Below are 25,589 nucleotides of genomic sequence, written 5' to 3'. Positions count from 1 at the left end.
AATTACTAAATCAACCGATCGGTTGATGTTAGGTCACCCTTGCCTAAAATAATATATGTGGCAGTATTAACAACAGTGTAAGAAATTGCCGAGCAAAAACCCAAGGAGAATTATGACTATTGCCACTTCGCCCCTTTCAGTTGAACTAAAAACCTCAACTGCCGACGCTCACGAACGCGCCGAGCACTCGACTTTCATGTCGGATTTGCTGGAGGGGCGGCTGGACGTCAACGCATTCATCGCGCTACAGCAGCAGTCTTGGTTGTTCTACACCGCATTGGAAGAAGCTACCGACGCGGTACGTGAGTCTGGTTTCGCTGTTGACCTGCTCGACCCAGTACTTAACCGTAAGGAAACCCTAGCCCGCGACCTTGAAAAGCTTTGCGGCGCCGATTGGGAATCCGGCATTATTACCCTTCCTGCTACCCGGGCTTATATCGACCGGCTCAACGACATTCGCGATACGGTTGATGGTCCACGTTTGGTTGCCCACCACTACGTTCGCTACCTCGGCGACCTTTCCGGTGGTCAGGTCATTGGCCGCATGATGCAGCGCCACTACGATGTTGATGCCGATGCGTTGAGCTTTTACGACTTCCCGGAGATCGAAAAGCTCAAGCCATACAAGGATGAGTACCGGGCAAAGCTCGATGCGCTGGAGCTAACCGACGAAGAGCACACCCGCTTGGTTAACGAAGCATCCGATGCCTTCATCTTCAACCACAACTTGTTCGCCGCCCTAGGCACAGATAACTAATCCCATAGTGCGTCACGGCGCAACAATCCCCACCAGCGTGGAATCCGAACGGAAATCGGGTCCACGCCGGTGGGGATTTTGTCGTGGAAACACCTGGCCGTCGAAACGCTAACGCTGAAATTGCTGCGGAGGTGGGCATGGAGAATCTGCAGCTAGGAAGACAATTGGTGTGGATCCCTGGGTGAAACTCGACCTTTTCCTGGTGTGGCGGTTGGTTTCATAGCGAGTACAACGAAAAGGTCGAGTTGGGGCTCTCGCCACGTCTTTGACTGGGGCTTAGGGTTTAAACCTCCGGATAGTTCTGGACATAAGGCCAGTAATCATTTACCCCGCCCTGGGCACGGGCTGGGATTCTATGGTGGTGTGTTTTCTGTTACTTTGCGTGCGAAAACTAGCGGATCAAGCACAGAAAACTCTCCAGCCAAACGGGTAACCCGTTCCGGATTTGAGCACAACTCGACTTTTTCGTGGGGCAGTAGGTGATTCTGCGGACTAGGGGACGGAAAAGTCGAGTTGGAGTGAGATCAGCACACTCACCGCCCTTGTGCGGTGGGTTCTATGAGACCTCGTTTGAGGAAAAATGGGTGCAAAAATTACTCTCGAATCGTCAAAACTGGAGGCCAGCACGCTAATGTCACACTGTATTTCCTACAGTGACATAAATCAGGGAAACTTCGGGGAAAACCCTGATGCTTCGTGTCGGGTATGTGCCTTAAGCTTGGGCCAAGGGCACGGTAGTGCTGATTTCTAGGTTTTAAGGATGTGACACAAATGGCTTTGACACTTTCACTTGACGTAACAAACTGCACTTTTGCGGAACTAAGTGCCTTTGTTCGGTCGTTGGAGGCAGCCGGCATTAAACCACACGGGGTATTGAAACTGGAGGGTTCATCACTTGTGGCTGTTGTCGATAACCCTGGTCAGCGGGTGCCGGAGGCGTCGAAAAGCACAACGTTAGACCCGTTGCAATTAGGCGACGCGGCGCTGAGCTCATTGATCGATGTCTTGAAATCTAAGCGCAATAACCTGTAGTTTTCCCTGAATAATGTTTGTTACTCAGATACGGGTCGATGCTGAAGTCACCGGATACGCCGCACAGCTTCCGGTGACGCAGCATTTAAAACACATGGGTGGGTTGCAGCTGCGGGCGCCGGTCACCGTGATCGTGGGGGATAACGGGGCGGGTAAATCCACGCTGCTAGAAGCGATCGCGGTTGCGATGAACATCAACCCCGAGGGTGGTACAAAAGCGCTGATGAATTTCAATTACGCGGAAACCGAATCGCAATTGGGCAAGGCGCTGACCATTTCACGGGCGAAGAATCCGCCCAGGTCGGCGTTTTTGCGGGCGGAGACGTTTTTTAATTTCGCCACCGAGTTTCGTCGTAACGCTGCGGTGGACCCAATGCTGCACGAACGTTCCCACGGCGAAGGGGTATTAAAGTTCCTGGATTCGTTGTGGAAAAAGCCGCACTTCATGCTTTTCGACGAGCCCGAGGCGGGCCTGTCCGCCATCGCCCAAATGGCGTTGCTGGGGAAGATTTATCACGCCGCTGAAGCTGGTTCACAGTTCATTATCGCCACCCATTCGGCGATCCTACCTGCGATTCCTGGGGCTGATATTGTGTGTATCTCCGAAAACGGCATCGATAACGTCACGTATGAAGAATGCGAGTCAGTGGCAGCAACTAAGGAGTTTCTCAATAACCCGCACGAAACTGCGAAATTTATCTGCTTTCCGGATTAACCCTCAGCGGCGGTGCGAAGCCGGGTGCCACGTCGGCGTACCCGCCACCGCGAGTAGATAAAACCCACCATGCCGATTGCCCACACGCCGATAACCGCGCCCCAGGCAATACGGAATTCTGTCCAGCCGTGCGGCAACGGAAATTGATCCAATACAATTCCGACCAATTGCCCAGCGATCATGGTGGAGATAAACCCACCCATGTTGGCAAAACCGGTGGCGGTGGCGACAACCTTGTTGTCCACAGATTCACGGATCGAGTCGAAGCCAAAACCCGACGCTGGAATCAAAAGTGCCAAAACTATAACCCAGATAAAAAGCCAACCAACAGGTGGTGGGGAAGTCGGGAGGAAAAACGCGAGGACAATCGCGCCATTGAGCCCTGCGACAGCAAACGAGAACGATTCCCGACGGCTACCCAAACGTGCGGAAATTAGGCCATGGATGGGGCCTGAGCACACCGAAGTTACAGCGATAACGCTGAGTAACGTCCCGATCGTTGCCACGCTTAACCCCATGCCCAGCTGCATTAACGGTGTCCCCCACAGCAGTGAAAACACCGTGAGCAGCACCATATTAGTCCAGTGGGTAAACAGCCCTTGCCACACCACTGGATCATGAACCACGACAGCTAAAGCGCGACGTAGCGGAACTCGGGAAGCTTGGCTTATTTCTGGTGCAGGCTGGGGCCTATCACGCACAACCGCAACAGCGGCCACCGCCACGATCACACCGCAGGCACCGAGACCAAGAAACGCAGCGGTCCAACCAACAGCGCCTAACGCAGCTAAAAATGGTACCGCCGATATTACCTGCCCCAGCTGTCCCATAGTGCCGGTAACCTGCGCGAAAATAGGAGCTTTGCGCAACGGAAACCACTGCGGTAGCAGTCGCATCACAGATAAAAATGCGGTGGCATCACCTAAACCGATTAAAACCCGCGCGGCAACCGCTACGTGGAAACTTGTAGTCAACGCCATGATGACCTGACCGCATGCCATCAAAATCGCACCGGAGAACAGTAACTTTCGAGGGCCGAATCGGTCAATGACAATACCTGCCGGAACCTGCGCTAACGCGTAGACACCAACCTGAACCGTGATGAACAAGGCCAGTTGGCTAGCTGCCAAACCGAAGCGGTCAATCGCTGCGACACCAGCCACACCGAATGACGTGCGTCCAGCCACCGCCATCACATACACCGCGCACCCACACAGTCATACCGCCAATGCCCGACCAGAGACGGTTGTTGGAGCGGTGGGTGTGGTTTGTTTTGAAGTGCTCACAAGAAAAACATACTCAATGAGTTAAAAGCTGGTGAATTATTTGCCCCCGGTAAAACCGTGGTTTGAGCCAGAGCACGCTAATCTAGTATCCGTGCACTATATTTCAACTCGCGATAAAAATAAGACCCCAGCAACGTTCAGTGACATTCTACTTGGCGGACTCGCCCCCGACGGAGGCCTTTATCTGCCAGAGGAATACCCGCAGTTGACACTAGAAGTTCTGAGCAACTGGCGGGAATTGCTTAAAACGCAGGGCTATCACGCACTTGCAGCGGAAGTGCTCAAGTTGTTTATCGACGATATCCCCGAGGCGGACATCGAAGCCATTTGTGCCCGTGCCTACCGCACCCCAACATTTTCGACTGAGGAGATCGTGCCAGTAACAAAACTCCAGGACGGCATTTACATTGGGCATCTATCCGAAGGCCCAACCGCTGCCTTTAAAGACATGGCTATGCAGCTATTAGGCGAGCTATTTGAATACGAACTCAACAGGCGGGGTGAAACCCTCAATATTCTAGGAGCCACCTCCGGCGACACAGGCTCGGCCGCCGAATACGCGATGCGGGGTCGAACCGGAATTAAGGTTTTCATGCTCACCCCCAAAGGGCGCATGACTGCGTTCCAGCAAGCGCAGATGTTTGGTTTGGCCGACGAGAATATTTTTAACATTGCGCTTGACGGAGTATTTGACGATTGCCAAGATGTGGTTAAAGCTGTGTCCGCTGACACTGTGTTTAAAGTTAACAACCGGATCGGTGCGGTTAATTCCATCAACTGGGCACGGCTTATGGCACAGGTAGTCTATTACATTTCTTCCTGGTTGAAGGTCACCGATGCGGACGACCAAAAAGTGTCATTCTGCGTGCCAACCGGAAACTTCGGCGATATTTGTGCAGGCCATATTGCAAAGCAAATGGGCCTGCCGATCGATCGACTCATCGTAGCAACAAACGAAAACGATGTGCTTGACGAGTTTTTCCGCACCGGTGAATATCGGGTTCGTTCCGCTGCCGATACCCTTGAAACCTCATCGCCGTCGATGGATATTTCCCGCGCTTCCAATTTTGAACGGTTCATTTTTGATCTACTGGGTCGTGATGCCGAGCGAATCTCAGATCTATTTGGTTCCCAAGTACCAACTGGTGGGTTCTCCCTGGTTGGCGACCCGGCGTTTGGAATTATTCCGACTCGCTACGGTTTCCTATCCGGCCGTTCAACCCATGCTGATCGGGTCGCAGTGATTAAAGACTGCTTTGACAACTACGGGGTCTTAATCGACCCGCACACAGCTGATGGCGTCAAAGTTGCCCGCGAGTGGCTCGATCAGGTGGATTCACCGATCGTCTGCTTGGAAACAGCACTGCCAGTAAAATTCGCCGAAACGATAACCGAAGCTACTGGTTTTTTCCCACCAATCCCGGAGCGTTTTGCACACGTGATGGATGCCGAGCGCCACGTTACTGACTTGCCAAACGACGTCAACACAGTGAAAGAATTCATTACCGAACGCCTATAGTTCGTCGACTAGCAACTAATTGGCACACAGATCAGTAACTTGTGGGTTCACGTGCGAAGCTAATGAGCCAGAGTGAAACCTCAGGAAAGTTTGGAAGTAGGTAAGAAAGTGGCACAAGAGCGATCCGCACCAGCGAAATACTTCACCGAATTTAATCCGGAAAAGTTTGCGGAAGAATTTACCAAGAAAATGATGGCGGAGACTGCCCAGCAAGAAGGCGGAAACGATGCCAGCACAGCTTCCGGCGCCGAAAACACTGATGATACGACAGGGGTGAATTAGCCCATGTCCACTCCAGATTTCATTGTGGAATTGCGTAAAAAGATCGGTAACGATCACCTGTGGCTTCCAGGCGTGACGGCCGTCATTATCAAAGACGTGCCCGAAGGAGCTCCTATCACTGCTGTTCCGGAGGTATTGTTGGTCAAACGGTCCGATAACGGTGAATGGACACCAGTCACCGGAATCGTCGATCCGGGTGAAGAACCCCATGCGGCGGCAGTCCGGGAAGCAAAAGAAGAAGTCGGACTGGACATTAAAGTAGAGGCACTGCTTGGTGTTGGTGCGGTAGGGCCCATCACCTACGACAACGGTGATGTGTCTAGCTACATGGACACCGCGTTGCGGTGCAGTGTTGTCGGCAGTGATGCTGCCTTTGTCAACGATGATGAAAACTTAGAGGTTGGCTGGTTCTCTGTCATGCAGATGCCCCCTATGAATCCGAGATTTCGGCTTGTCGTCGGCGATGCGGTGGCCCAACTGCGGCGGCCAGAGGGGTTCCGCCCCCGCATGGGTTATGTCAAACGTGATCGCACTCGCTAGCGCTTGGTTGGCGCCCCTTTGTATAAGGAATTACGCGAAGATGAAGCGAGCATTAGAGTCTTTTTAAAGTCCGGCTGTGTGACTTGGGTAACCAGTAGTATCGGGGCTATGATTTTATCGCAGACGCTTATTACTCGGCCCGCCAACCACCGATCTGTAAGCCGGTTCTTCTTGTGGTGTTGCCTGTTAGTAGCCCTTGTCTCTGTGCTCATGGCAGCACCACCCACAGCGACTGTGGCGCTGGTGGCTATTGGGGCAGTGTTGCCATGTAGCAGTGTGTCTGTGGTTGATGCTGGTGGGAGACTGACTAGTTCCCCGTTGGGCAGCCAGCTGCGCAGTTCACTTTTACTATCAAAAGGAAGTGTTGTGGGTGTGGGTGACATTCGGATTGGCTAGTATTGTTTAGCTTTGGAAGGATGTTTATTTATGGCTAAGTGTTTTCCTCGGGAGTTTCGTGAGGATGTTGTTCGGATTGCGTTGAATCGGGATAAGTTAACGTCTTTGCATCAGATTGCTGATGATTTTGGTATTTATATCGGCACATTGAGGTTTTCTCATCAGGGTTTGTTGTGGTTGAGGTGTAGGACGACAAGTGTGGTTTTTGCGATGGCTGTTATGGTCTTCGGGTATAGGGTTACATGTTGTAGGGCTTTGAGTTGTTTGGGCATGGCGTTTGCTTGTTCTGCTGGTGCCCGGAGACTATTAAGGCGACGGTTGTACTCATATTCTTCATCTGTCAGATTCTTCCCTTTGATTGGTGTATATACGTTGTGATCTGCGCCAATATAGCCTTTATCGGCAAGGATGCGAATATCGACATTGTTTATCTCATCGAGGACGTGCTCGCGAGCTGCGGTGATATCGTGAGTTGATCCAGGCGATACTGGGGATACCCATAGCGGGTACCCGCTTTCGTCGGTTAGTACTTGTACATTGCCACCAAACGCTTTGTGCTTGCCTTCAATACCACAGGTCATGACGGTTGTTCGGGTTCTTTTGTGTTGCCCGGTCTGTTCGGATGAGTGTGCCGTCCAAACAGACGAAGAGATTATTGTTGTCCTCGGCATGCCGTAGTGCGTCTAGAACCTGACTTGCACAGTTTTAGTACGACATTTTGTTGAGGATTTCTTGGGCTTCTGGTGTGATTTTTGTGGGGATGGTTATCGGGCCGTGGGGTGTGTTGATGGTTACGTCTCGTAAGGGTTCGAGGATGTTGATGATTTTTTGTCGACTGAATCCGGTGAGATCTTGTAGGAAACGTGCGACGGCTAGGGCGACAAAGACGAGATTTAGGTGGGCGCGGATGGAATCTTCTTTCCGTACGTACATTGGCCTGGCTTGAAGGTCGCTTTTTGCCATTCGGAAACTTCGTTCCACTTCGTATAGGTCATGATATGTTGCAATGATTTGTTCACCTGACATGTCCTCGGCCGAGATGTTGGTGATGTATCCTTTCCAGCCTGCTAGTTGTGACGCTTTTTCAAAATCATCAGTGTTGAACTCAGAATGGCCGCTGGTGTGGGTAACAAACCGTGCCCGTTTTTGTTTCCGCGTTCCTGTGACGATTTCTTCAGCACGTTGACGTTGCTTGGCAAGAGTGTGCTTGTCGTTGGCAAATCGCTTGTGTGAATACTGACAGACCATTCGCCGTGTGGTTCGGTGAGTTGTGCTAGGGCCCATTGTTTTCGTTGATTCGACGATATGCCCATCATCAATAGCGTGTCCTGTCTCATTGATGGGCATATCCATCTTGTAGGGAGCTTTGGACATTCTTGCCCCGATAATGAATTGAAACCCAAGCGCTTCTAGATGATTGCAGTTGTCCGCAGAAATCATGCCAGCATCGGCGACAACAATGATATTTTCCACGTTATGCCGCCTGCGAAAGCTATTCAGTACATCAATCATGGTGAGTGCTTCTGCTTTGTTTCCCTCGAAGCAGGAAATTTCCAAGGGAAGTCCACGGCTATCAACAAGCAGTCCCACAACAACCTGTGGATCGATACGACGCTCTTTCGAGTACCCCACTTTACGTAAATCGTCTTCACGATCTGCTTCAAAATACAACGTCGTAACGTCATAAAGCACCCACGCTACTGTGCCACGTGCCAGGCTGAAATCAAAACATGCTCGGGAAAACGCACTGTACTTATCCTCATCAAAAGCTGTTTTCACTGCAGCTGAAACCGTGTTGCGATGAACAGCAGGTAACCCTAACCGTTGAAGCACCATGGGTACTTGTGACTTCGAAGAAGGCTGGACTACACGTGCAAAAACAGTGCGGGCAAAAACAGAATCCACCGGATAGATCGCATCAAAACCAAGCGTCGACCACGCACAAGCAAAAACATCCAATAATACGCGAGCAGTCATCGACTCCACCGTCAACGAGTCTTCGGTATCACCTGCCACTGGTAACTCAAGATCTAACTCAAGCTGATCAGCGTAAAGCAGATCACGCGCTTTTTTGAGTAAAGCGTGAAGTTCAATCTCGTTATGGGCAGAACCGACATGATAATCCACCACAGTTCGGCGATGCACATCCCGCACGATCTGCACGGCAGTCGCACCGCTAGCAGTCCTAACTTTCCTAATCCGCACCACACAACAAGACTAACAAGCCCAAAAAACCCACCAAATTAGTACGACAAAAACCCAAAAAACACCCTAAAACCCCAGCTCACCCACAACCAAACCCACCAAAACCACAAACCACTGTGCAACTCAGGGGGATACCCATAGCGGGTACCCGCTTTCGTCGGTTAGTACTTGTACATTGCCACCAAACGCTTTGTGCTTGCCTTCAATACCACAGGTCATGACGGTTGTTCGGGTTCTTTTGTGTTGCCCGGTCTGTTCGGATGAGTGTGCCGTCCAAACAGACGAAGAGATTATTGTTGTCCTCGGCATGCCGTAGTGCGTCTAGAAGGGTAGGAGTTTTGGCGGAAACAACTTTCAGTGCTTCATGGATATAGCGATAACCTGTGGGTTGTGAAATACGTGCATCACGAGCGATAGTAGCGATACTGGTTGCGTCATACAGCCAGCGTAGAAGCAGAGAGTGTCTTATGGTTTGTGTGTGAGGGTTCGACTCAGGTGAGGAGATAAGCCAAAATGACCAGTGTGGCACGTAAGCGTTTCGGCTGATAAGGCCACAGTTGATGCAATTGGTAAAGAAGCTACTGGTTAACCCTTAAGATCGCGAAGTTGATTGATGAGTTGGGTACGTCCACTTTTGATGCGAATGACTTTGTTAGGGGAATGTTACAGGCATCGATTACCCGTGGTTTGAATGCTTCAATTGGATGCTCATTTAGGTTATGAGCACGGCGACCGGGAAGGCACAAGCGCTTTGGCTAGCAGTAACTACCGTACATGGGTCATATCCTAAAACTCTGGACTCGAATGTATGGTCCTGTCACAATTTGCGGTTCCACGTGATCGTGAAGGGTCGTTTACCCCTATGATGGTTCTACAAAGGAACGCGCAGGCTTACTGATCGTGAGTGAGATGATCATCAGCCTGTACACCGGTGGGATGACTATTCGCGACATCCAGCATCACCTAGTGTCAAGTATTGGGATGGATATTTCTCCTGAAACGATCTCTGCGATTACTGATGCGGTGTGAGAGGAAGTGATGGTATGGCACAACCGCCAGCTAGACGAGTTCTACCCCGTGATATTTTTGGATGCTATCCGGATCAAAGTCCTTAGACGGGGGTCGGGTAGTCACTACATCCGCCTACCATGGGTAGTTGGTGTGGATATGGACGGTATCACAACACATGTCCTGGGGATATGGATCGTACAAAGAAGAAGGCGCATCCTTACTTAAGCACATGCCTGCCCCCTATCGTGCTAACCGTGGGGTTATAAGGACGTATTCATCGTCTGCTGTGACGACCTTAAAAAGGCCTGGATATGGCTGCGCAAGCAACATGGCCACATGCGATGGTGCAAAGCCTTTCGTTGTTCACCTGATTCGAGCAGCGAACAGATAGGTGACATATAAAGACCGCAAACAGGTAAGTGCAGCGTTAAAAGACGTCTACACCGCTACAGACGAAGCCGAAGCGAAGAAAGCTTTGGATGATTTCGCCGCATCAGACTTGGGGCACAAATACCCGCAATCAGTCAAAGTCTGGGACAACGCATGGGATATGATTTATTCCATTCCTGCAGTTCCCACCAGCAGCGCGGAAGGTTAATGTACACCACCAATTCCATATAAGTCGCTGAATAATGAACTTAAGGAAAGCCACCCGCAACCGTGTGCAATTTACTAATGATGAGTCCGCAATTAAGACCTTATGGTTAATGATCTGCAACACAAGAAGACAAACGCGCACGAAAACGCACCAAAGAAGGAAAACCAGCCGCACAAACCGCACGGCTGGTAGAAGGAGGACGAGTAGCTAACTGGAAACAAGCAATCAACCACATGGCAGTAGCCTACCCCAACCGATTCACACAAGTACCTATAACCAACCACACCCCACACACAAACCACTTGACACACTCGACGATCATTGTGTTTGCGGTGGGCTTGAAGCCATGCACTGATGGTACGTGCAGTAGAAATTGGGACGAAAAAGTGTGGCACAATAACGAAGCACGCGGTGTTCCTTTCAGTTTGTCAAAAACCATTCTGAGCTAGAACCCCGCGTGCTTTTGCTATGACACACCCACAAAACCCCAAAACCACTGGTCAACGTTTCATACGCATTTTCCTGGTGAGAAAACCTCATTGGATAAAAGGTTGCGCAAGGCTCGTATTGCTTCCGGGGTGAAAGACGGCGTAACTACTCAATTGCGTGAGGCTCGTCGGAGGATTCGGTTGCTTGAGCAGGAGAATGAGGTGTTGCGTCGCGCGGCTGCGTATTTATCGCAGGCGAATTTACCGTCAAAATGATCTACCTGCTCGTTTCTGAGCTAGCCGATGACCGGATTGCTGCGTCTACCTTTCAGGGATCATGCTCCCTCTAAGAGTCGTGTCATGCGTGTGATGTTGTAGTTCGCCTTCTCCTGCTGCATTATTCGAACTTTTCCGTTCGCGTTGCTTCGCAGCGAAGAAGGTGGTTACTTTTGATAAAAACTCGTTGTCCAGACGTGCTTCGGCGAGTTCGCGACGCAGGCGATCATTTTCAGCACATACGTCAGCTTCACTCATACCGTCAACGTTGCCTTGACGTTCGCGTTCGTTGCGCACCCACTTGCCAAGCAACCCCGCGCTGACGCCGAACTCGTCCCCAACCCGGGTGTTAGGGCGACCCGACTCAATGACAAGCCGCGTGGCCTACTCCCGATACTCCGGGGTAAACTTCCTACGTTGTTGACTCACAATGAACATCCTCTCCTACAGACACACAATCCGTACTAATTAGATGTCCACCACTCAAGGGTAACCTCAAAGCTTCAAAATATTAGTTTTAAGTGAGTCTGGAATAAGTTAAAAATAACTTTGTTGTAAGATATGTAGCTACTGACGTCTAGTATGCGCTGAAGTTTGTCCAGTTCAATTAAATGAGAGGATACTACTTAATTGAATAAAATAATGCGGAAAATTGTACTGACAGTACTTTCGACATTGATTGCAAATACGGTTTTAATCACTGTATCTGCAAATGCCATGGAAGAAAGCGCGGTATCGCAACCACTTAGCTGCAAGCTTGATAATAACGGAAATGCTGGGCGTAACCTTTTTCCTTTTGCGGATTTCGGTGTCAAATTAAACGCAAAAGTAGTTGCTCCGATAAATGTTCCTAGCGAGACCAACTTTAACTACACGTTAAAGGATTTGACTGTGACAATTCCGAATGCTCATCCTGAACAACCGAGCGCTTCTTCATTTGAACGTATTTCCCATGCTCGCATTGACGTTCCTTTTGTTATGTCGGGAAATCAAGCCATATCAGCGGAAGTTTCAGTTGTTGGCGACGCCAAGGTGGAAGCTCAAGGAAATCGGCATTGGATTTCTGGAGATGCTACAACAGATACACTAGGTTCTTCAGAGCAGGATATCAACAGTGTTACGGAAAGCAAAGGGATTACGGGGGTGAATAATGGTTCTTTCTACACGGTGCCTTTTCCAGACCTTACGTTAAAAATACCGGCTGGGAAACAGGATCAACGCATTGATTTTACTCTTCCATCTACCACTGATTACCACGTTGCTCGGAATGTTTCTTTCACGGCTGCGGGAGTTGTTTCTTCACATGGCAAGAAATTCAATGTGTTGTTCAGGTGTATTCCGTCGAGTGCATCTGACTTTCCATCAGTTAATGTCGTTTCACCCACAGCTGCCGAAGCAAATGCTATTCATTTCATAACTCAGCGGGAAAAGGTTAATTTTGGCTCACCCATTACTATTACGGGTTTAGTCCTTAATCAAGATGGAAGGCCAGTTACTGCGGGAGTTCCAGTCACACTTGTATGGGATGAGCATTTGCGCACGCCAGTACGTGAGAGGGTTCAAACCGATAAAAGTGGGGTATTTCGGTATAATTACATTCCAAATTCTTCAGATTTTCTTACGGAAAGAGAAACTGTCTATTTTGAGGCTCAAATCGGTGGTTTAATTTCAGAACGTCTGGCAATTGATGTAACTAATGAAGAAATCCAAATGCAAGAAAAGCCTCAACCTACATCAATTGATATCAGCGTATCTCCAGAAACCGTTTCAGTCGGTCAATCTACGAGTATTCTTGTCGATCTAACTCTTCCGGAATCGCAGGTGGCAAAGTTGCCTAAACGTTTATCGGTAAATGCTGGTAACACAATTGTGCAGGCTGAACAAGATTACGAAAAGAAAACAAGATATAGAGCGTCGTTTACCCCTACTTCAACAGGGAAAATCAGAATTACTGTTATTTTTAATGATTTAGTGGAATTCAAAGAACTCACGGTAAGTCAAAAAGGCGAAAATAGTAGTGGACACTTTGCTAACTGGTGGAAGGCACTGTTGGGGGTTCTCGGAGCTCTAGGAGCAGTAGGACTACTAGTCGCAGCTGTAGCTAATTTCTTACCACAAGTATTTATACCCTAGTAGAATGAAGCTTATTTAGGTGTTGGGGTTTTGGTGGTCGGGTGGTTGTGCCCCTTGATTGGTGGCACAGGTAAGACCTGGCGGTGTATTTGTATGAAGTGTGAAAAGACACAAATTCACAGCCAGGTCTCGTACCGCTGACACTAGCGTACTTACCCACAACAGTGTACTGACATAACCCGCCTGATCGATGATGCCGAGTACGAGCATTGCTGCGCACCGTCATTAGGACTGTTTCACAGTGTGATGGTCACCATGTTGTACCTGGCGTCAAAATGACGATTAATCAGGTCTGGTATTCTATGAGCAGAAGGGGCTGCCTGTGTGGTGATCGGGGTGAATATCTTCGTGAAATCCCTTCAATACCTAGAATTTTATCCGTTTCGCCACGGTCTTTTTATCAACGTGTATTCCTTGATCCGCTAGTTCAGCGGTAATACGGGGCGATCCATATACCTGGTAGGAATCATTCCGCATTCGATAGATCTCAGAATCAAGCATGTCGTAGAAATTAGTATGCTCACACTGTCCCGATAACCTCGAATCACGCTGATGTACCCAGTGTTAGGTGACAGGTTATTTTGAATGGTGTGCGCAGTGTTTTTGCACGGGGTTGGGGGTGTGTGCATGTGTGGAAGTTAAATAATTAGAGCCTTCCTTGGTGGTTGAGTTGATGTAAGCAATTTGTTCTTCTCAACGGTTAAGGAAGGCTTGATGAAATCCGAAAGGACCATCATGGATATTTTATCTACTTATGATGTAGTTGGTACATATCGGGCTACCGCGAGGTTGTGCGGGTGTTCGCCGAATACGGTCAAGAAGTTTGTTACTCGTCGTGCTTTGGGCAATCCACAGGAGATTGGTCGGGGTGTGCGTAAAAGTATTATCGATCCGTTTGTTGATGAGATTACGGAGTTAATCGCGCGTTCTAATGGTGATATTCAGGCGCGGGTTGTGTTCGACAAGATCGTTGCGAATGGGTATACCGGTTCGAGGCGTACCTGTGAGCGGACAGTACGGGTGATGAAGGACTCGTGGCGGATGTCGCATCAGCGGGTGAGTAAACCGGTTGTTGCAGCTCCTGGCAAATGGTTGCAGTATGATTTCGGTTCCGGCCCGGTGATTGATGGGCACGCATCGGTGTTGTTTGCGGCGTGGTTACCGTGGTCGAGGGCTCGGTTTGTGATGGCGTTGGCTGATAAAACAACTCCGAGTGTTATTGCGGCGTTGGATGCTGCGTTTCGGTATTTCGGTGGGGTGCCGTCCTTGGTGTTGACTGATAATGAGAAGACAGTCACTGTTGACCATGTGTGTCAGCTTCCGGTGCGGAATCAGAAAATCGTGACCGCTGCCGCGCATTACGGAGTGTCGATTCATACGTGTGTGTCGTATGACCCCCAGACAAAAGGTGGGGTGGAAAACACAGTGAAAATCGCGAAGGCTGATCTCGTCCCGACAACGACGAATCTGCGTGATCAGTATGCGAGTTTCGCGGAACTTCAACACGTTTGTACGCAATTCACTGAGAAAATTAACGCCACGATGCACTCGGCCGGTTTCATACCGGGTGTCCGGCTTGAGAAGGAACGGCAATATTTACATCCAGTACCTGATCAGCCGGATCTCTACGTGCCACACTGGTCATTTTGGCTTATCTCCTCATGTGAGTCGAACCCTCACACACAAACCATTAGACACTCTCTGTACCTTCAGTTCCCCTAGCTTTAGCCAGCCAACGCCCTAACGCTGACGTTGACACTTCGTATTCCCGAGAGACTTGCTCTCGTGTCTTACCCAGAACTAGCACCGCATCAACGCACTGCTGTTTGTATTGCTCAGAAATTGCCTTTGGCATAATTCTCCATCCTTGTCGTAAAAGTGTTTCCCCGCCAACAAGAATCGTGACACCCCAGGCTAACCCCACGGATGAGCCAAATTGGACCTGACCTTTGTTTGGTGGGCACTTGATATTCCGTCTGTGTGGTGGGGAAGGTAGTCTTTGATGGCTTCGCATTATCCGAAGCAGTTCAAGCGTGATGCGGTTGCGTTTTACGAGAACAACTTAGACTTGACGCTGTTGGAAGTATCAGACCAGCTCGGCGTGAATCGTTCGACATTACTTGGATGGGTGAAAGCTATGGGCAAAGGCAATCGCACACGAGGTTCGTACAAGAAACCTCAGCACGAGAAAAACACCAGTGAAACAGACCGTATCCAGCAGTTAGAGCAGGAAAACCGACGGTTGCATAAAGAACTCGATAAAGTTCTGGAAGAACGCGACATTTTGCGTAAGGCTGCAAAATATTTCGCAGAAGAGACAAACTGGTGATCCGCTTCCAGTTTGTCTATGACCACCACACCGAGTACTCGGTGAAGCGGATGTGTCAGGTCCTTGATATCAACCGATCCTCGTACTACAAATGGTGCAACACGAAGAACAAACGGGATGCAAAAATCCTTCAGGATAGCTTGCTGGCTGTGTGTATTCGTGCGATCTTTGATCGTTCTAATGGGTGTTATGGTGCCAAGCGTATCGCTGCGGAACTTATCTGATGTGTATGATTGCGGCCCTGTTAACCATAAGCGTGTCGCACGGATCATGAAAACGTTGGGATTGCAGGGATTTAGTAAAAACGCAAGGTGAAAACCACAATTCGGAAAAAGAATCATTACCTGTTTCCCGATCTGGTTCACCACAACTTCACGCCACCCACGTAGACACAGTCACTGCGGATACCTCGCCCCGAACACCTACGAAGCCCACGCAGCTTAAACTACAATCACAACCACCAACCACAACAAACATATCCACTTTCCAGGAGCGACGCCCATTTAAGTTCAGGAATATGTAATCAATAAGATCACAATTACGCGACGATTTTGAGATTCGAAGTTTCACCGTTACGTCTTTGTTAAAGAGTTTGCTGATTTGCGTAATGTGACTCAATTGTGACTAATATATTAATTAAATTTAAGCTTAACCCTAGAAAGGTTTGCGTAATGCCTAAGAATTTGCGACTGATCCTTGCTGCTTCGTGCATAGCTGCAGTGGGTCTAAGTGGAACTGTGCCAGCTAAAGCTTATGAGGAATATGTCTCCTCTGATGTCACTGTAACACAGAGTAATAATCGTGTCGTCGTGTGCTCTTATTCGGACTATAAGACCACGGTAATCCCAGAAAAAGAAAAAGCTGTGGCCGCAGAACTGGGAAGCTACTCAAACATTGCGTTCTTTACAGTAGCCGATCGATTGGGAATCGAGGTCGATGAGTTTCATGATTGGGTAGGAACAGACAACGCAGAGTTGCGAAAGCCTCTTGATGAAGTACTCGACGCACAGGGATTCAATAATCAAGAAAAAGAAGATCTGCTCAAGGCGCTTTCCGATGTCTACCTGGCTGCGGGCGCAACAGGGGAAGAATTTGACGCGGTACAGCGTCAGAAAATCTATGATGATTTACAAACTAAAGGCAATTCGGCTCTCGGCGCAGCAGAGCTCTATGCCGAGAAAAATAAGCCCATTGAAGAGCTGAAAGCAATCGTGAAAGCCGCTGAGATGGGCCAGGGCGCTAAAAACTATGTACAGGGTATTGAAGCGTACCGGGTAATCCTGAAATGGACCGAGGCTTCAAATGCGCCAGTATTGAAGGCACTTTTGGATTGCCAGACCAAGGCTAAAGAGCTAGAGGCGCAGAGTATGCCAACCCGTGGTAACGAAACCTCCGCTAGTCAAACCCAACCAGGCAGAACTCAGAACCAAAAACCAAGTGAGCAACCAGGTGACAAGAAAGAACCTACCGACAAAGGTTCCTCAAAACCTGTAATCGCTGGCATTGTTGCTGCAGCTATTGCTGGTCTCATTGGTTTGATCGCAGTTGCCGCTCCCATGTTGGCTAAGATCTTCCCACCGTTAGCCGCATTATTGAATCGATAGCAGACTTATAACAGCTACGATAACTAATAATCCTGGTAGAACACCATTGTTCTACCAGGATTATTTATGCTTTCTTCACCACGCTGGATTTCAATTGCATTGCCCCGAAACCAGGAATTTTGCATTCTATATCGTGGTCGCCGACTCCTTGAACGAGCCGGATTGAACGAACTTTGGTGCCGGATTTAATCGGTTGGCTCGCGCCTTTTACCTTCAACGTTTTTACCACAGTCACGTCGTCGCCATCCGCCAGAGGATTTCCCACTGAATCGTAAATCACGTTCTCGGCTTCGGCTTCCTCCACCGACCATTCGTTAGCGCATTCAGGACAAACCAAAAGTGGTGGCATTTCATAGGTGTATTCCGACGAACATTCCGGGCATGGTGGCAACAGATCAGTCATGAAAAGCTACTATACGCAGCGTCAAGAGCAGATACCAAGCGGGACGGTAATCATTATGCGAAGGTGGGGCGTCGAAAAGCAAACCCCACGAGCGTTAGTGCCCGCAGGGTAGCAAAATTGCGCAGCGATTAGCAGTCGAAATACAACTCGAACTCTTGTGGAGTTGGCCGGAGCCGTACCGGGTTTATTTCCCGGTCGTACTTGAGCTTGATGTAAGTGTCGATCAAATCCTCGCTGAAAACGCCGGTATCGGTGAGGAAGTCGTGGTTTTCCGACAACGCTTGCAAAGATGCTTCAAGAGAAGTAGGAGCCTGCGGAATGGAAGCAGCTTCCTCCGGCGGCAACTCATAAAGGTCCTTATCCACTGGTGCATGCGGTTCAATGCGGTTTTTAATTCCGTCAAGACCTGCGAGCATCATCGCGGCGAAACCGAAATAGGGGTTGCCAGACGGGTCCGGCGCGCGGAACTCAATCCGCTTAGCTTTAGGGTTGGAACCGGTGATGGGGATACGGATCGCTGCTGAACGGTTACGCTGCGAGTACACCAGGTTGATGGGGGCTTCAAAGCCCGGTACCAATCGGTGATAAGAATTCAACGTTGGGTTGGTAAAAGCTAAAACCGCGCCAGCGTGGTGCAAAATACCGCCGATGTAATAGCGCGCGATGTCGGAAAGTCCAGCATAGCCAGATTCGTCGTGGAAAAGTGGCTTTCCGTCTTTCCACAGCGATTGGTGCGCATGCATGCCGGAACCGTTATCACCCGCAAGCGGCTTAGGCATGAACGTTACGGTCTTGCCATTACGGTATGCGACGTTTTTAACGATGTACTTGAAGGTTTGCAAGTCGTCGGCAGCGTGCAACAAGGTGTTAAACCGGTAATTGATTTCCTGCTGGCCGCCTGTGCCGCACTCGTGGTGAAAACGTTCGATCTGAAAATCAGATTCGGCGAGCACCCGAGTCATTTCGTCGCGAACATCTTGGGTTTGGTCATACGGGGGAACTGGGAAGTATCCGCCTTTCATCCGGTTTTTATAGCCCCGGTTGAGTGAACCATCAAGATTGGTTTCTGCGCCCCGGTTCCACCAGCCTTCATCGGAATCCACTTCGTAAAAACCAGCATTGGATTCGGTGGCGTAACGTACAGAATCGAAAAGATAGAACTCGGCTTCGGCACCAAAATAGCAGGTATCGGCAATACCAGTGGAGGCTAGGTACTCTTCCGCTTTCAATGCTACGGTGCGCGGATCACGGCTGAATGGTTCTTGGGTAAACGGGTCGGCCACGAAAAACTTGATGTTGAGAGTTTTCGCTCGACGGAATGGGTCAAGCTGGGCGGTTGCCAAGTCCGGGATCAGCGCCATATCGGATTCGTCAATGGAGGTGAAACCGCGAATGGAGGAACCGTCGAACGCTAGGCCTTCGGCGATGGTGTCTTCATCGAGAATGCTAGCGGGTATGGTGAAATGCTGCTCACTACCTGGTACATCCGTGAACCGGACGTCTACAAACTCGACATTTTCATCGGTGATAAATTTCAGTACCTCGTCGGCTGAGTGAAAGGCCACGGTTACTCCTCATATGGGCAAATTACTTACCGCTTGATTGTAGGTGAATGTTCTTTGGTAGCTTAAGCGCCATCAAGCTGCAATGACACCTATAACTTGCCAAAGAAGCACATAAAATGTTAACTCACGCACCGGTACGCCACCAAAAACGACTGTCTGTAGTCGCCCCAATTTCTTGGTGCAGAGAAAACCACTGATACCAGCTAGATTGGTAGTCATGGCGAAAAGCAAAAGAAGCTGGCTTGATGGCCCAGAGATCCCAGCAGAATATGGTGATGGTGGTCCGGGGCGTTGGCCTGGTGAAAAATTGGGACTCCCGAAAGAAGGACCGGGCGCATTGGCCTCAGTCGCCCGCCGCAGCGTTGGAGTTTTAATCGATTGGGTGATGTGCTGGATCGTGGCTGGTTTCATTCACATGTTCACCAACGCCCTAGGGGGTGTGGCCACCCTCACACTGATTCTGTTCGTTATCCTAGGCATTTCCTCAGTGGCGATCTTCGCCCGCACCCCAGGGCAGGCTTGGTTGGGGATGGGGGTTGCGCGTGTCGATGACAGGAACGCCCGAGTGGGGCTTGTTCGGGCGATAGCCCGAACCCTGTTCACCATCTTCGTGTTGCCGGCTGCAATGGTGGACACCGACGGTCGGGGAATGCACGATAGGGCAACCGGAACCGCTGTCATTCTCGGCTAATTGTACTGATTCCCCAGCCAATTGGTCACAGCAAAAAGCCTGCGCGACTATCGCACATAGTTCGCGCAGGCTTTTAGGGTTGTCGGCTACTTGGCTTTTTTCTGCCGCTCTGCGGTGCGCCGTGCCCGGCGATTCATGCCGGATACTTTGCCGCCCTTAGGCAGTGGACCTTTGGGAAGCCCAGCCGCTTTATGCTGATCGGCGGCGTCCATGGCCTCAATACGCGCGGCGATTTCGTATACCTCGTTCTTGTTGTACTTGCGGTTCATCTTGACCATGGTGGATTGTAGTTTCCGCAACGGAACCTGACCTTCTCCCTCGCCAACGATCAAAGTGGATACCGGAACACCAGGGGCGAGTCGATTGATCCGTTTCTTTTGTTGTTCAAATAGTGGCTTGAGCCGGTGTGCTTCCCCCTCACCAACCAAGACAATACCGCAAACGCCGACGACGCGGTGCACGAAGTCCATGTGGGTAGTAGAAGCAACAGCAGCTTTAGTGCGCCATGCCACACCGAAACCAGAGCGGAGGTTTTCTAATGCCCAGCCCGCGGCACCGGGTTGATCAGATGCCCGATCATAGACACTGTTTTGCAGCCTGCGGCTGAAAACCCACATCGCCACCGCAATACCCAATAGCAGGCCAGTAACGAGCATGAACCATTGGCCGTTCCACAGCAACCCGATAAGGAAGAACACTAAACCAGTGCCGAAAACGGACAGCAGCATCAACGGAACAAGTAATTTATCCTGTTCCTTTTGAATTTTGAATGCTTGCCAAATCTGCGCCCAATTTTGGCGGCGTGCGGCGCGTTTCGCCGCACGTTCTTCCTTCTTCGCGGCTTTTGCCGCCTGCTTGTTGTCAACAGCCATGCTCATTACCTTAGTTGGGGGATGCGATAAATGGAATTGGACTATAACCTAAGCCGCAGCCGGGGTACATAACCAAGCTGCGGCTTTTAAGATTTAAGAAGTTTACCGAGAAGAAACAACAGGGGTATCCGCAGATGCACCGTAGCGATCCAGGAGAGTTGATGCTTCCTGCGCGGTGGAGCCTTGTGCGGTTTCCGCAAGGTGACTTAAGTTTTCTGGCAATTGTTCACCTCTGGCAGCAAGTGCCTCGGCATAAAGCTTGCCTGCACGATATGACGATCGCACCAACGGTCCAGCCATCACGGCACCAAAGCCTAGCTCATAGGCGAAGTCGCGGTGCTCAATGAATTCCTCTGGTTTTACCCACCGGTCAATCGGATGATACATCGGGCCGGGCCGCAAATATTGGGTAATGGTGATGATGTCGCAGCCGGCGGAATGCAGATCGGTCAAAGCATCGCGGATTTCCGCCACGGTTTCGCCCATGCCCAAGATCAGGTTCGATTTGGTAACAAGACCGAAGTCGCGGGCTTGCCGGATAACATCAAGGGAACGATCGTAGCGGAACGCGGGCCGGATACGTTTGAAAATCCGAGGTACCGTTTCGAGATTGTGCGCGAATACCTCCGGTCGTGCCTCGAAAACTTGTTGTAGTAATTCAGGTCGACCAGAAAAATCAGGAGTGAGGTTCTCTACACCGGTGTGCGGGTTAAGTTCGTGGATTTTGCGCACCACCTCGGCGTATAGCCACGCGCCTTCGTCATCGAGATCATCGCGGGTAACGCCGGTGATGGTGGAATAATTAAGCTCCATTTCCCGCACCGATTCAGCGACTCGCCGGGGTTCGTCCCGGTCAAGAGGCTCAGGTTTGGCCGAGTTAATCTGGCAGAAGTCGCACCGCCGGGAGCAATTTGCGCCGCCGATGAGAAACGTGGCTTCCCGCGATTCCCAGCATTCGTGGATATTGGGGCAACCTGCTTCCTGGCAGACCGTATGTAAGCCGGAACCAGCGACGCGTTTTTTAATGTCTTGGTATTCCGGACCGGTTTTTACCGAGGTGCGAATCCACCGTGGTTTCGCTTCGATTGGGGTTTCCGCATTCCGGATTTCAATGCGAAGCGGTTTACGTGCTTTTGGTGCTGTAGTCACACTTAAGAAATGTACTCAAGGTTGCGAAAAATGGCGAACAATGAATCTAACCGCTTAAGGCTTAGCTTTTCGACGCACCACTGTGTGCAGTGATTTTGGTGGGATCTGGGGCGGAGGCGAATGTATGGTCTGCCACGACTAGACGGCCGGAGAAGGCGTCGTCAAGTGCTTGCAACGCTGGTTGAATCATGTCGGCGACAGTGACATCACGGCCAAGTTCTTTACTCAAGGTTGTCACGCCCGCATCTGCAATGCCACAAGGAATGATGTGTTCGTAATACTCTAGGGTGTTGTTGCAGTTAAGAGCTAAACCGTGCATACTCACGCCCTTGGTGATGCGAATACCCAGCGCGGCAACCTTGCGGTGATCGGCTGCGGTAGCGCCGGGAATCCACACGCCGCTGCGGCCTTGAATTCGTCCTGCATCGACAAGTCCGGCGCGGCGGACGATCTGAATCAGTGCTTCTTCGACCCGTCGGACGTAATCCACAACGTCGATGGGGTCGGCAAGTTTGATAATCGGATACATGACCAACTGGCCCGGTCCGTGCCAGGTGATACGGCCGCCCCGGTCAACATCAATGACCGGTAATCCGTTGGTGGGGCGGTCCTCTGGCTGGGTGCGCTTGCCTGCGGTATAGACCGGTGGGTGTTCTAGCACCAAAACAGTGTCATCCATTTCATCGGCTGCGCGTTTGGCGGCTAGTTCTGCTTGGAGGTCCCACGCTTCCTGATAATCAATGGTTCCCAACAGCCGGACACCGAGTGGGGTTTCGCTGTGTCGGATAGATTGATCGGCTGGAAAGAATGGTTTCCGGGGGGCGGTCACTGTATGACACTCACTTTCACGCTGGAACATGACGTTATAGGCGCACCCGTTACGTGCGCACTGTGGAAATTGTAGCTTTTTCGTATCGGTCATGTTGGTGGTTTGGTGGCTTTTGATATTCAAACCAGCTAATGTTGAACATGTTCAGTGAACGTGTTCAGTTTTTAGGTGATGATGGTGATGATTATGTCTCGCGATAAAAAACGAGAAGAAACTCATGCGCGGGTGATAGCGGCTGCCGATGACCTAATGTGTACAAAGGGTTTCGCCGCAACCACTATTCGCGATATAGCGCTTGAAGCGGGAGTAAGCGTCGGCACGGTGATGGCAGTGGGCGATAAAAACACACTGCTCGTGCAGGTTTTTGAGCACTATATCCGCATGATCCATGCGGGCCGCACGCCGGTTCGTAGTGCGGATCCGGTGGCTGAATTGCTGTCACTGGTTGCACCGTTTGTGGAGCTCTTTATCAGCCGCATTGACCTTGCTCGGACCTATGGCGGAATCATCGTGATGGGTGGCGGGGGGACGGAGTTATTTGGCGTAATTTCCGAACAATTAATTTCAGAGTTTCAAGTCGTGTTGGCTGGTAACCGGGTGCAAGCGCTCGCGTGTTATCACGCCTATGTGGGGATCGTCTTAACGTTATCGACGAAGAAAGTGGAAACGGTTGCTGAACTCATGGCTGAAATCGAGGCAGATTTTCGGGCCATCACAGGAAAAACAATGTAGTTAACCAGGAGTAATGGAGGAAAAATGGATGCTGTATCGTGGTTGTTTGTAGCTTTAGGGGTAGTTATGGCTGCCGATGTTGTAATGAGCCTCAAGCCGCCGGCATTTGTTCGGGAATGTATTGCTGGGGTGAATTTTCCCAGCGACTGGACCTGGGCTTTGCTCGTGGCAAAGGGGTTAGCGGCGATTGGATTGCTCTTAGGGGTGTGGATCCCTGAGTTTGGCGTTGCCGCTGCTGGCGGGTTGGTAGTCTATTTCACCTGTGCGTTGATAGCGCACCTGCGCGCCCGATTCACCGTACATCCATCCTTTCTGAGCTGCTTGTTCATGCTGGCTTTTTCTCTGGCTGTGGCCGTGTGTTCCACTGGTTTCGTTCTCTTCTAGCACTGGCCGCGACTATGGTAGGGGTGGGTTCGAAAATTTTCTGCGAGCAAAATGTTTCGGCTCTTGCTATTGGTTTAGTAAATTTCATAAGGAATAAATATGGACGACATGTAGGTGTTGTGAATATATTTATTCCAATTTCGTCACTTCTGCTACCTACTACATGTCGTCATGCAAATTTTCTTATATGTAGCTTGCCTGGATAATGTGCAATCAGAAAGCGCAACCGACAGACACCAGTCGAAAATAGGCAAGCCTCCGGAAAATCCGGAGGCTTGAATAGGTAGAGCTTCGGTGGTGTGGGCTACACGCCGTTTGCTGCTGCGTACTCTTCAGCGGTCATGAGCGAGTCAACGGCGGTGACTTCCACCTCAAACAGCCAGCCAGCGCCGAACGGATCAGCGTTGATGACGGAATAATCGTCATGGACGGACTCATTGACGGCGGTGACAGTGCCAGTAACCGGGGAATATAGATCAGAAACTGACTTGGTGGACTCCACCTCGCCGCAGGTTTCGCCAGATTCAACTTGGTCACCAACCGCAGGTAGTTCAGCGAATACCACTTCGCCGAGCCGTTCGGTGGCAACAGAGGTGATACCGACCTTAACAGTGGTGCCGACGGCATCATCTACCAATGCGTCAATCCACTCATGTTCGGCGGAATAGGAGAAATTCTCAGGCAAAGACATGACAAGGGCCTTTCTTTAAGTAGCACTCTTCGGGTGAATTGTAGCGTGGTTTACGTACGTTTTCGCGAATAAAACGGAAGCGCAACCACTTCAAAGGGATATCGTTTACCGCTGATCTCAGCTTCTAGGGCAGTGCCGCTATCGCTATGGGCTACATCAACATAGGCCAAAGCAATAGGGTGACCAAGAGTAGGGGAGGGTTGGCCCGAGGTAACCTCACCAACTTCCGTCCCGGTAGCGTCGAAAAGCAATGCGTGGGAACGCGCAGCCCGGCGGCCAGAAGACGACAACCCCACTAGCACGCGCTCCGGCGAAACCGTACTTAGAGCATCTTTGCCAATAAAGTCGCCTTCCTTGGCAACCAAGACACTTAAGCCCGCATGAAGTGGAGTGGTTTGCAACGTGAGCTCGTTACCATATAACGGCATGCCGGCTTCAAGCCGTAACGAATCTCGGGCCGCCAGCCCACACGGCACCAATTCGTGCGGGCCGCCAGCGGCGGTGATTTTTTGCCACAGGTCGGTTGCTTTCTCCGCGGGAATAAACAGCTCAAAGCCATCCTCGCCGGTGTATCCGGTACGGGCAAGCAACACATCGTGATCGGCGATCACGGCCGGAACTGCGGCGTAATACCCCAGCTCAGTCACAGTCTGTGGGTCAGCGGCTAGTTCTAAAATCAATGCCTGTGCATTGGGGCCTTGAACCGCGATGAGTGCGGTTGCGGCGGAGGCATCGTCAAGTGCAACATCGAATCCGGCGGCACGGTCTTGCAGCTCCTTGGCAACAACTTCGGCATTACCCGCGTTAGGGACAACCAAGAACGTATCTAAATCGGTGCGATACACGATGAGATCATCAATGATCCCACCCGATGCCGCGACAATCATGGTGTACTTGGCTTTGCCAACCTTGATTGTCGACAGCCGAGAGATCAAAGCATAGTCCAAAAACGCCCCAGCATCCGGGCCCTTAACCCAGACTTCGCCCATGTGCGAAAGATCGAAGATTCCGCAGGTTCCCCGCACTGCGCGGTGTTCAGCCAATTCGTTGCCGTACTTCAACGGCATATTCCACGGGCCGAATGGAATGAATGTCGCCCCTAGCTTCTCATGCTCCGCATGCAGCGGAGATTGGCGCAAATCAGTCACGTAACAAACCTTTC

At 50.6% G+C, this 25,589-nt stretch carries 29 protein-coding genes and 1 pseudogene; 17 read left to right on the top strand and 13 right to left on the bottom strand.

The features are described from left to right. Nucleotides 1–112: 112 nt before the first annotated feature. The 3 genes from CMUST_RS11030 (at nt 113) to CMUST_RS11020 (ending at nt 2,504) form a co-directional block, all read left to right on the top strand. Nucleotides 113–757, top strand: a complete 645-nt coding sequence (locus CMUST_RS11030) for a biliverdin-producing heme oxygenase (protein ID WP_047262567.1) — start codon at nt 113–115, stop codon at nt 755–757. A gap of 771 nt (nt 758–1,528) precedes the next feature. Beyond that, nucleotides 1,529–1,789, top strand: coding sequence for a hypothetical protein (locus tag CMUST_RS11025; protein ID WP_047262566.1), 261 nt, complete (start codon nt 1,529–1,531; stop codon nt 1,787–1,789). A gap of 13 nt (nt 1,790–1,802) precedes the next feature. Further along, entirely contained in the window at nt 1,803–2,504 is a 702-nt protein-coding gene (locus tag CMUST_RS11020; RefSeq protein WP_047262565.1) for an AAA family ATPase, read from the top strand. On the opposite strand, the gene CMUST_RS11015 is transcribed toward CMUST_RS11020, so the two are convergent. Next, complete coding sequence (locus tag CMUST_RS11015) at nt 2,501–3,697, bottom strand: MFS transporter (RefSeq protein ID WP_144414199.1); 1,197 nt, start codon at nt 3,695–3,697, stop codon at nt 2,501–2,503. The genes CMUST_RS11020 and CMUST_RS11015 overlap by 4 nt on opposite strands. 184 nt (nt 3,698–3,881) lie before the next feature. On the opposite strand from CMUST_RS11015, the gene thrC reads away from it, so the two are divergent. The 4 genes from thrC to CMUST_RS16605 all read left to right on the top strand — a co-directional run bounded on the left by thrC (nt 3,882) and on the right by CMUST_RS16605 (nt 6,527). Continuing rightward, complete coding sequence (thrC, locus tag CMUST_RS11010) at nt 3,882–5,309, top strand: threonine synthase (protein ID WP_047263583.1); 1,428 nt, start codon at nt 3,882–3,884, stop codon at nt 5,307–5,309. A gap of 72 nt (nt 5,310–5,381) precedes the next feature. Further along, nucleotides 5,382–5,591, top strand: a complete 210-nt coding sequence (locus CMUST_RS11005; protein ID WP_047262564.1) for a hypothetical protein — start codon at nt 5,382–5,384, stop codon at nt 5,589–5,591. A 3-nt stretch (nt 5,592–5,594) separates the two neighbouring features. Next, on the top strand, nt 5,595–6,131 hold the full coding sequence (locus CMUST_RS11000; RefSeq protein ID WP_047262563.1) for an NUDIX hydrolase: 537 nt from the start codon (nt 5,595–5,597) through the stop codon (nt 6,129–6,131). Between the two features lie 108 nt (nt 6,132–6,239). Beyond that, the gene (locus CMUST_RS16605) at nt 6,240–6,527 is read left to right on the top strand and encodes a hypothetical protein (protein ID WP_144414198.1); all 288 of its coding nucleotides are present in this window, start codon (nt 6,240–6,242) and stop codon (nt 6,525–6,527) included. 161 nt (nt 6,528–6,688) lie between these two features. On the opposite strand, the gene CMUST_RS10995 is transcribed toward CMUST_RS16605, so the two are convergent. Together CMUST_RS10995 and CMUST_RS10990 are read right to left on the bottom strand one after the other, a co-directional pair. Further along, nucleotides 6,689–7,198: a transposase family protein gene (locus CMUST_RS10995; RefSeq protein WP_083987540.1), complete on the bottom strand. Its 510-nt coding sequence runs from the start codon at nt 7,196–7,198 to the stop codon at nt 6,689–6,691. A gap of 34 nt (nt 7,199–7,232) precedes the next feature. Then, complete coding sequence (locus CMUST_RS10990; protein WP_052844640.1) at nt 7,233–8,690, bottom strand: IS1634 family transposase; 1,458 nt, start codon at nt 8,688–8,690, stop codon at nt 7,233–7,235. A gap of 951 nt (nt 8,691–9,641) precedes the next feature. Here CMUST_RS10990 and CMUST_RS17240 point away from each other — a divergent pair. The 3 genes and pseudogenes from CMUST_RS17240 to CMUST_RS17230 all read left to right on the top strand — a co-directional run bounded on the left by CMUST_RS17240 (nt 9,642) and on the right by CMUST_RS17230 (nt 11,045). Beyond that, nucleotides 9,642–9,968: pseudogene (locus tag CMUST_RS17240) on the top strand (transposase). Nucleotides 9,969–10,134: 166 nt separating this feature from the next. Beyond that, on the top strand, nt 10,135–10,341 hold the full coding sequence (locus CMUST_RS17235; RefSeq protein WP_047262561.1) for a transposase: 207 nt from the start codon (nt 10,135–10,137) through the stop codon (nt 10,339–10,341). A gap of 539 nt (nt 10,342–10,880) precedes the next feature. Next, a complete protein-coding gene (locus CMUST_RS17230; protein ID WP_158408230.1) occupies nt 10,881–11,045 on the top strand; it encodes a hypothetical protein in 165 nt (54 codons plus the stop codon). 45 nt (nt 11,046–11,090) lie between these two features. Here the strand turns inward: CMUST_RS17230 and CMUST_RS16965 are convergent, their stop codons facing one another. After that, nucleotides 11,091–11,303 (bottom strand): hypothetical protein, encoded by a 213-nt coding sequence (locus CMUST_RS16965; protein ID WP_047262559.1) that lies wholly within the window; start codon nt 11,301–11,303, stop codon nt 11,091–11,093. Nucleotides 11,304–11,687: 384 nt separating this feature from the next. Between CMUST_RS16965 and CMUST_RS10960 the strand changes: the two genes are divergently transcribed. Beyond that, nucleotides 11,688–13,178: a carboxypeptidase-like regulatory domain-containing protein gene (locus CMUST_RS10960; protein ID WP_047262558.1), complete on the top strand. Its 1,491-nt coding sequence runs from the start codon at nt 11,688–11,690 to the stop codon at nt 13,176–13,178. Between the two features lie 366 nt (nt 13,179–13,544). Here the strand turns inward: CMUST_RS10960 and CMUST_RS16385 are convergent, their stop codons facing one another. Then, entirely contained in the window at nt 13,545–13,679 is a 135-nt protein-coding gene (locus tag CMUST_RS16385; protein ID WP_083987538.1) for an IS3 family transposase, read from the bottom strand. Nucleotides 13,680–13,892: 213 nt separating this feature from the next. Here CMUST_RS16385 and istA point away from each other — a divergent pair, with 213 nt between their 5' ends. Then, nucleotides 13,893–14,900 carry an IS21 family transposase gene (gene istA, locus CMUST_RS10950; RefSeq protein WP_052844690.1) on the top strand — a complete coding sequence of 336 codons (1,008 nt, stop codon included), beginning with the start codon at nt 13,893–13,895 and terminating at the stop codon, nt 14,898–14,900. On the opposite strand, the gene CMUST_RS16380 is transcribed toward istA, so the two are convergent. Continuing rightward, nucleotides 14,869–15,033, bottom strand: coding sequence for a helix-turn-helix domain-containing protein (locus tag CMUST_RS16380; protein WP_236690106.1), 165 nt, complete (start codon nt 15,031–15,033; stop codon nt 14,869–14,871). The two genes, istA and CMUST_RS16380, sit on opposite strands and share 32 nt — an antisense overlap. A gap of 147 nt (nt 15,034–15,180) precedes the next feature. Between CMUST_RS16380 and CMUST_RS10945 the strand changes: the two genes are divergently transcribed. Then, a complete protein-coding gene (locus CMUST_RS10945) occupies nt 15,181–15,507 on the top strand; it encodes a transposase (RefSeq protein ID WP_047262557.1) in 327 nt (108 codons plus the stop codon). A 671-nt stretch (nt 15,508–16,178) separates the two neighbouring features. After that, complete coding sequence (locus tag CMUST_RS10935; protein WP_047262556.1) at nt 16,179–17,111, top strand: hypothetical protein; 933 nt, start codon at nt 16,179–16,181, stop codon at nt 17,109–17,111. A 64-nt stretch (nt 17,112–17,175) separates the two neighbouring features. Here CMUST_RS10935 and CMUST_RS10930 read toward each other — a convergent pair whose 3' ends face one another. After that, entirely contained in the window at nt 17,176–17,514 is a 339-nt protein-coding gene (locus tag CMUST_RS10930; protein WP_047262555.1) for a zinc ribbon domain-containing protein YjdM, read from the bottom strand. Between the two features lie 128 nt (nt 17,515–17,642). Continuing rightward, nucleotides 17,643–19,079, bottom strand: a complete 1,437-nt coding sequence (gene glnA / locus CMUST_RS10925; RefSeq protein ID WP_047262554.1) for a type I glutamate--ammonia ligase — start codon at nt 19,077–19,079, stop codon at nt 17,643–17,645. Between the two features lie 217 nt (nt 19,080–19,296). Here glnA and CMUST_RS10920 point away from each other — a divergent pair, with 217 nt between their 5' ends. Then, nucleotides 19,297–19,770, top strand: a complete 474-nt coding sequence (locus tag CMUST_RS10920) for an RDD family protein (RefSeq protein WP_047262553.1) — start codon at nt 19,297–19,299, stop codon at nt 19,768–19,770. 86 nt (nt 19,771–19,856) lie between these two features. On the opposite strand, the gene CMUST_RS10915 is transcribed toward CMUST_RS10920, so the two are convergent. The 3 genes from CMUST_RS10915 to lipB all read right to left on the bottom strand — a co-directional run bounded on the left by CMUST_RS10915 (nt 19,857) and on the right by lipB (nt 22,620). Next, nucleotides 19,857–20,642, bottom strand: a complete 786-nt coding sequence (locus CMUST_RS10915) for a DUF4191 domain-containing protein (protein ID WP_047262552.1) — start codon at nt 20,640–20,642, stop codon at nt 19,857–19,859. A gap of 102 nt (nt 20,643–20,744) precedes the next feature. Further along, on the bottom strand, nt 20,745–21,791 hold the full coding sequence (gene lipA, locus CMUST_RS10910) for a lipoyl synthase (protein WP_047262551.1): 1,047 nt from the start codon (nt 21,789–21,791) through the stop codon (nt 20,745–20,747). A 61-nt stretch (nt 21,792–21,852) separates the two neighbouring features. Continuing rightward, nucleotides 21,853–22,620 (bottom strand): lipoyl(octanoyl) transferase LipB, encoded by a 768-nt coding sequence (gene lipB / locus CMUST_RS10905; protein WP_047262550.1) that lies wholly within the window; start codon nt 22,618–22,620, stop codon nt 21,853–21,855. Nucleotides 22,621–22,806: 186 nt separating this feature from the next. On the opposite strand from lipB, the gene CMUST_RS10900 reads away from it, so the two are divergent. Together CMUST_RS10900 and CMUST_RS10895 are read left to right on the top strand one after the other, a co-directional pair. Then, nucleotides 22,807–23,352 (top strand): TetR/AcrR family transcriptional regulator, encoded by a 546-nt coding sequence (locus CMUST_RS10900; protein WP_236690105.1) that lies wholly within the window; start codon nt 22,807–22,809, stop codon nt 23,350–23,352. Between the two features lie 24 nt (nt 23,353–23,376). Beyond that, the gene (locus CMUST_RS10895; protein WP_047262549.1) at nt 23,377–23,736 is read left to right on the top strand and encodes a DoxX family protein; all 360 of its coding nucleotides are present in this window, start codon (nt 23,377–23,379) and stop codon (nt 23,734–23,736) included. A gap of 304 nt (nt 23,737–24,040) precedes the next feature. Here CMUST_RS10895 and gcvH read toward each other — a convergent pair whose 3' ends face one another. Continuing rightward, nucleotides 24,041–24,427 (bottom strand): glycine cleavage system protein GcvH, encoded by a 387-nt coding sequence (gene gcvH, locus CMUST_RS10890; RefSeq protein ID WP_047262548.1) that lies wholly within the window; start codon nt 24,425–24,427, stop codon nt 24,041–24,043. A gap of 50 nt (nt 24,428–24,477) precedes the next feature. Continuing rightward, on the bottom strand, nt 24,478–25,575 hold the full coding sequence (gene gcvT / locus CMUST_RS10885; protein WP_047262547.1) for a glycine cleavage system aminomethyltransferase GcvT: 1,098 nt from the start codon (nt 25,573–25,575) through the stop codon (nt 24,478–24,480). Between the last annotated feature and the right edge of the window lie 14 nt (nt 25,576–25,589).

Source organism: Corynebacterium mustelae (genome assembly GCF_001020985.1).
Taxonomy (GTDB): domain Bacteria; phylum Actinomycetota; class Actinomycetes; order Mycobacteriales; family Mycobacteriaceae; genus Corynebacterium; species Corynebacterium mustelae.
Note: the sequence above shows the minus strand (reverse complement) of the source record. Positions and strands in the feature narration are given on the sequence as shown.

Bases quoted from the DNA above. Each gene is read 5' to 3' on its own strand.
- istA (WP_052844690.1), top strand. From the start codon at position 13,893: ATGAAATCCGAAAGGACCATCATGGATATTTTATCTACTTATGATGTA.
- CMUST_RS11015 (WP_144414199.1), bottom strand. From the start codon at position 3,697: ATGGCGGTGGCTGGACGCACGTCATTCGGTGTGGCTGGTGTCGCAGCG.
- CMUST_RS11000 (WP_047262563.1), top strand. From the start codon at position 5,595: ATGTCCACTCCAGATTTCATTGTGGAATTGCGTAAAAAGATCGGTAAC.
- CMUST_RS10960 (WP_047262558.1), top strand. From the start codon at position 11,688: ATGCGGAAAATTGTACTGACAGTACTTTCGACATTGATTGCAAATACG.
- CMUST_RS16380 (WP_236690106.1), bottom strand. From the start codon at position 15,033: ATGCCAAAGGCAATTTCTGAGCAATACAAACAGCAGTGCGTTGATGCG.
- CMUST_RS11025 (WP_047262566.1), top strand. From the start codon at position 1,529: ATGGCTTTGACACTTTCACTTGACGTAACAAACTGCACTTTTGCGGAA.
- CMUST_RS10945 (WP_047262557.1), top strand. From the start codon at position 15,181: ATGGCTTCGCATTATCCGAAGCAGTTCAAGCGTGATGCGGTTGCGTTT.
- CMUST_RS10930 (WP_047262555.1), bottom strand. From the start codon at position 17,514: ATGACTGATCTGTTGCCACCATGCCCGGAATGTTCGTCGGAATACACC.
- CMUST_RS16385 (WP_083987538.1), bottom strand. From the start codon at position 13,679: ATGCTTGATTCTGAGATCTATCGAATGCGGAATGATTCCTACCAGGTA.
- CMUST_RS16605 (WP_144414198.1), top strand. From the start codon at position 6,240: ATGATTTTATCGCAGACGCTTATTACTCGGCCCGCCAACCACCGATCT.
- CMUST_RS10995 (WP_083987540.1), bottom strand. From the start codon at position 7,198: ATGCCGAGGACAACAATAATCTCTTCGTCTGTTTGGACGGCACACTCA.
- CMUST_RS10935 (WP_047262556.1), top strand. From the start codon at position 16,179: ATGCCTAAGAATTTGCGACTGATCCTTGCTGCTTCGTGCATAGCTGCA.
- CMUST_RS10900 (WP_236690105.1), top strand. From the start codon at position 22,807: ATGTCTCGCGATAAAAAACGAGAAGAAACTCATGCGCGGGTGATAGCG.
- CMUST_RS10895 (WP_047262549.1), top strand. From the start codon at position 23,377: ATGGATGCTGTATCGTGGTTGTTTGTAGCTTTAGGGGTAGTTATGGCT.
- gcvH (WP_047262548.1), bottom strand. From the start codon at position 24,427: ATGTCTTTGCCTGAGAATTTCTCCTATTCCGCCGAACATGAGTGGATT.
- CMUST_RS16965 (WP_047262559.1), bottom strand. From the start codon at position 11,303: ATGAGTGAAGCTGACGTATGTGCTGAAAATGATCGCCTGCGTCGCGAA.
- CMUST_RS10915 (WP_047262552.1), bottom strand. From the start codon at position 20,642: ATGGCTGTTGACAACAAGCAGGCGGCAAAAGCCGCGAAGAAGGAAGAA.
- CMUST_RS11030 (WP_047262567.1), top strand. From the start codon at position 113: ATGACTATTGCCACTTCGCCCCTTTCAGTTGAACTAAAAACCTCAACT.
- CMUST_RS10920 (WP_047262553.1), top strand. From the start codon at position 19,297: ATGGCGAAAAGCAAAAGAAGCTGGCTTGATGGCCCAGAGATCCCAGCA.
- CMUST_RS11020 (WP_047262565.1), top strand. From the start codon at position 1,803: ATGTTTGTTACTCAGATACGGGTCGATGCTGAAGTCACCGGATACGCC.